Genomic DNA, 4448 nt, shown 5'->3' on the forward strand with positions numbered 1-4448 from the left:
CTTCATGCCGGTGACGACCGCTTCCTGGCCGATATAGAGGTGGCAGAAGCCGCCGATGAAACCCATGCCGTAGAGCTGGCCGGCCTTTTCCTCGAAACGACGGATGAGCAGCATGTGCCGGTAAGCGGCAAGCTCTTCGTCCTTGGTGAATTCGACAGGTTTGGGGGTCGAAAGCCCCGATTTGCCGTCGGATTTGGATTTGGCAGGCGCTTTTCTGGCGGCGGTGGCCATGCATCACTCCCTGTTGGCGTCTCTTCGTGGACATTAGAGCAGGATGAAATCTGCTCTGGGGAGATCAGCTCCTCCCCACCGATTTTAGGGAGGCTAACACGCGTCAAAGCGTTGCGCCATGCCGAATTTGCATAGCTGGCATGCGCCTAAGCGATTAAAATCATTGAAAATATTGGTGATTAACTTGAAATCAGTTATTTCGCCGAGGTCGGCAACATAATGGTGATTTCGTCAGCTTGGGACAGATTGAGCGCCTTGCGCGCCTGCTCATCGAGCATGTCCTTCTCGAGCGTGCCTTCATGCATCAGCCGAACGCGGCGCTCGAGCTCCATGCGGCGCGCCTTGATCGCATCGAGCTGGCCTTGCAGCGCAACCGTCTGGGCTTCCAGCTGATATTTCGAGTAGATACCGAATTCGCCGTGATAGGCATGAAAGCCGAAATAGGCCAGGAACGCCACGCAAAGCGAGGGAATGATCAGCCGGCCGGTGTTTCTCTGCTTGTGCTGACGCGTCCACATCGCCCGATTCCTCTAGAGCATGATGCCGAAAAGTGTGAAGCGGTTTTCGGACGACATCATGCTCTATCTCTTTGATTTAGAGTCGGATTCAGATTTCAGGTCGAACAGACCTGAGATCATCCGGCTCTAGCCCGCGAACTCAGGCGGCTCACGATCTTTCTCGCCCGATTGTGCTTAACGGACGGTTACGGGTGACCTGTTTGGCGGCGCCGAAACGAAAAAGGGCGGGAATGCTCCCGCCCTTTTGTCCGGTATCGATGAGCCGGTGTTTCCGGATCAGCCCTTGACCACCGACTTGCCGGCGTAGCTTGCCTGCTTGCCGAGCTCTTCCTCGATGCGGATCAGCTGATTGTACTTGGCCATGCGGTCCGAGCGCGACAGCGAGCCGGTCTTGATCTGTCCGCAATTGGTGGCGACGGCGAGATCGGCAATGGTCGAATCCTCGGTTTCGCCCGAGCGGTGCGACATCACGGCGGTGTAGCCGGCCTTGTGCGCGGTCTCGACGGCGTCGAGCGTTTCCGTAAGCGAGCCGATCTGGTTGACCTTAACCAGGATCGAGTTGGCAACCCCCATGCGGATGCCGTCGCGCAGCCGCGCCGTGTTGGTGACGAACAAATCGTCGCCAACCAGCTGCGTCTTCTTGCCGATCAGGTCGGTCAGGTACTTCCAGCCTTCCCAATCGTCCTCGGCAAGACCGTCCTCGATCGAGATGATCGGATAGTCGGCGGCAAGCTTGGCCAGGTATTTGGCCTGGGCCTTGGGATCGCGCGTCTTTTTCTCGCCTTCATAGACGTAGTTGCCGTCCTTGAAGAACTCGGTCGCGGCGCAATCGAGGCCGAGCGCGATCTCGTCGCCCGGCTTGAAGCCGGCCTGCTCGATCGATTCCATGATGAAATCGAGCGCCACCGGAGCGCTTTTCAGGTTCGGGGCAAAGCCGCCCTCGTCGCCGACATTGGTGTTGTGGCCGGCATCCTTCAGTTTCTTGCGCAGCGTATGGAAGATTTCCGAACCCCAGCGGACACCTTCGCGCAGCGTCGGCGCGCCGATCGGCAGGATCATGAATTCCTGGAAATCGATCGGGTTGTCGGCATGCGCGCCGCCATTGATGATGTTCATCATCGGTACCGGCAGGAGATGCGCCTTGGTGCCTCCGACATAACGGTAGAGCGGCAGGCCGGCGGCATCAGCGGCCGCCTTGGCCACCGCCAGCGAAACGCCGAGAATGGCGTTGGCGCCAAGCCGGCTCTTGTTGGGCGTGCCGTCGAGCTCGATCATGGTCTGGTCGATATGAATCTGGTTTTCGGCTTCCATGCCGCCGATGGCCTCGAACAGCTCGCCGTTCACCGCCTCGACGGCTTTGAGCACGCCTTTGCCGAGATAGCGGGCGCCGCCGTCGCGCAGTTCGACGGCCTCGTGGGCACCGGTCGAAGCACCCGACGGCACCGCCGCGCGGCCCATCGAGCCGTCTTCGAGAATGACATCGACCTCGACGGTCGGATTTCCACGGCTGTCCAGGATTTCACGCCCGACAATGTCGACGATGGCGGTCATTTGCGATGTCCTCGATTGATCTGAAGAATGCCGCACGTCTTAGCCAAAGTGCTGCAAAAGGCAATCGGCCCGCTGGCAATTGTTGCCGCGGCAACAGCGTCCGAACGATTCACGAAGCGCAAATCGCTGTCATCATAAGTCATGTACGGTCGGCTGACTTCCGGTTAAGGTGCAGCGCGCGGGGCGAAACAGGAGGAGTTTCGCCATGTCTCAGTTGAGCGGTATCGTGAGTCTGTTTCTGATCGCGGCGGCATTCCTGACGTCATGCGACAATCAGCAGTCGCCGCCGAAGGCGATGGCCCCCTTACACGTCAGCGAATAAGCCGGAATCCAAAGCGGCCCCGTCTCTCTCGACGGGGCCGCTTTGTCGTTGTTGTTAATGCCAGTAAGGCGTGACCTTGTAATAATTGTAGGATTCGTCGCGCGCCGCCTCGCCATCGGCACCGGTCAGTTCGTTGATCGAATAGGCCGGTGCCGCCATGAGTTGTTCCTTGGAAAACGGCACGACATAACCGCCCTTGTCCTCATCATAGTCGAGGCTTGCCCAGGGAATGGCGTGATATTTCTCGCCGATGCCAAGGAAGCCGCCAAAACCGATGACCGCGAACATGATCCCGTTCGTCATCTTGTCGAGCATCACATCCTCTATGCTGCCGATGCTTGTGCCTTCGGTGTTGTAGACCGATGTGCCGATGACCCGCGAAGCGGCAATGGCTTGGGTGTGGCCAGTCTGGGTTGCCATGATTGTGCTCCTCATTGTGGTTTCGAACCATAATTGGACAATGAGGGGCGCGGGCGAAGGTTCCCGACTTTTTCGGCGTCGACCGATCACTCCGCGAGGATGAAGGTAACCTTCATGTTGACGCGATAAGCAACGATCTTGCCGTCCTGGACGACGATCTTCTGGTCCTGGATCCAGGCGCCCTCGACGTTCTTCAGCGTTTTGGATGCGCGCGCAATTCCCTGTTCGATGGCGTCCTGAAAGCTCTTCTTCGACGACGATGTGATTTCGGTGACGCGGGCGACAGACATGGCTTCCTCCTGCCAAAACGCTCATTTGCCGGTAGAGCGTACAGGCGGCTTGCGCCGTCCACAAGCATCGGCGGTCGACAGAGGATATTGTCCGGCCTAGAGACCCTTGGCGATGCGGTCGAATGCCATCAGCCGCTCGAGTAGAGCGGGCATGTCCTTCAACGGCAGCATGTTGGGGCCGTCGGAAGAGGTCGAGTTGCCAGGATCCTGATGGGTCTCGATGAAGACGCCGGCAACGCCGACAGCGACGGCCGCGCGCGCCAGCGTCTCGACAAAACGACGTTCACCGCCCGAGGAACCGCCCTGCCCGCCCGGCTGCTGCACCGAATGGGTCGCATCGAAGATCACCGGCGCGCCGATCTCTGCCATGACAGGCAAAGCGCGCATGTCGGAGACCAGCGTGTTGTAGCCGAAAGAAGCACCGCGCTCGGTGGTCAGCACATTGGCATTGCCGGATCCGGTGATCTTGGCGACGACGTTCTTCATGTCCCAGGGGGCAAGGAACTGTCCCTTCTTCACGTTGATGACCTTGCCGGTTTTCGCCGCGGCGACCAGCATGTCGGTCTGGCGCGACAGGAAAGCCGGAATCTGCAGGACATCGACATGCGGCGCCACGATGGCGCACTGCTCCTCGGTGTGGACATCGGTCAGCACCGGGAGCGAAAATTCCTTGCGCAGTTCGTCGAAGACGGGAAGTGCCGCGTCCATGCCGGCGCCGCGCGTCGCCGACAGCGAGGTGCGGTTGGCCTTGTCGTAGCTGGTCTTGTAGACGAGGCCTATTCCGAGCCTGCCGGTCAGTTCCTTCAGCGCGCCGGCCATGTCGAAAGCGTGCTGACGCGACTCGAACTGGCACGGGCCGGCGATCAGCGACAGAGCCGCCTTGTTGTCGAAGACGACATTGCCGACAATTACCGCTGAATTGGGCGCGACGGGCTTGTTCATTTGGTCTCCCGGAAGATGAAAGCCGCGCCCTGTCCGGGTGCAGGCTGCACGACAATATCATTGCCCGCTATATCGTGTTGGATGGAATTGGCCGCAAGCAGCCTCGATGTCACATTGGCGTTCCGAACCGAAAAGACCACCGCTGCGAAGCGTAGATCTGTCGGCGCGCCCAAT

5 protein-coding genes and 2 pseudogenes are annotated in these 4448 nt (G+C 59.5%); all 7 read right to left on the minus strand.

Annotation, left to right across the window (positions count from 1 at the left end):
* Window positions 1-231: pseudogene (locus tag EN994_RS19450) on the minus strand (pyruvate dehydrogenase (acetyl-transferring) E1 component subunit alpha); the annotation flags it as partial.
* Between the two features lie 194 nt (window positions 232-425).
* The gene (locus tag EN994_RS19455) at window positions 426-749 is read right to left on the minus strand and encodes a septum formation initiator family protein (RefSeq protein WP_027038975.1); all 324 of its coding nucleotides are present in this window, start codon (window positions 747-749) and stop codon (window positions 426-428) included.
* A gap of 276 nt (window positions 750-1025) precedes the next feature.
* Window positions 1026-2300 carry a phosphopyruvate hydratase gene (gene eno / locus EN994_RS19460; protein ID WP_013531479.1) on the minus strand — a complete coding sequence of 425 codons (1275 nt, stop codon included), beginning with the start codon at window positions 2298-2300 and terminating at the stop codon, window positions 1026-1028.
* 376 nt (window positions 2301-2676) lie between these two features.
* Window positions 2677-3042 (minus strand): PRC-barrel domain-containing protein, encoded by a 366-nt coding sequence (locus EN994_RS19470; RefSeq protein WP_024505095.1) that lies wholly within the window; start codon window positions 3040-3042, stop codon window positions 2677-2679.
* A gap of 86 nt (window positions 3043-3128) precedes the next feature.
* Window positions 3129-3332 (minus strand): dodecin family protein, encoded by a 204-nt coding sequence (locus EN994_RS19475; protein WP_013531476.1) that lies wholly within the window; start codon window positions 3330-3332, stop codon window positions 3129-3131.
* 96 nt (window positions 3333-3428) lie between these two features.
* Window positions 3429-4274 (minus strand): 3-deoxy-8-phosphooctulonate synthase, encoded by an 846-nt coding sequence (gene kdsA, locus EN994_RS19480; RefSeq protein WP_063168052.1) that lies wholly within the window; start codon window positions 4272-4274, stop codon window positions 3429-3431.
* A pseudogene (locus EN994_RS36195) lies at window positions 4271-4448 on the minus strand (VOC family protein); the annotation flags it as partial. The pseudogene EN994_RS36195 and the gene kdsA, both read right to left, overlap by 4 nt.

The organism is Mesorhizobium sp. M7A.F.Ca.CA.002.09.1.1, assembly GCF_003998555.1.
Taxonomy (GTDB): domain Bacteria; phylum Pseudomonadota; class Alphaproteobacteria; order Rhizobiales; family Rhizobiaceae; genus Mesorhizobium; species Mesorhizobium ciceri.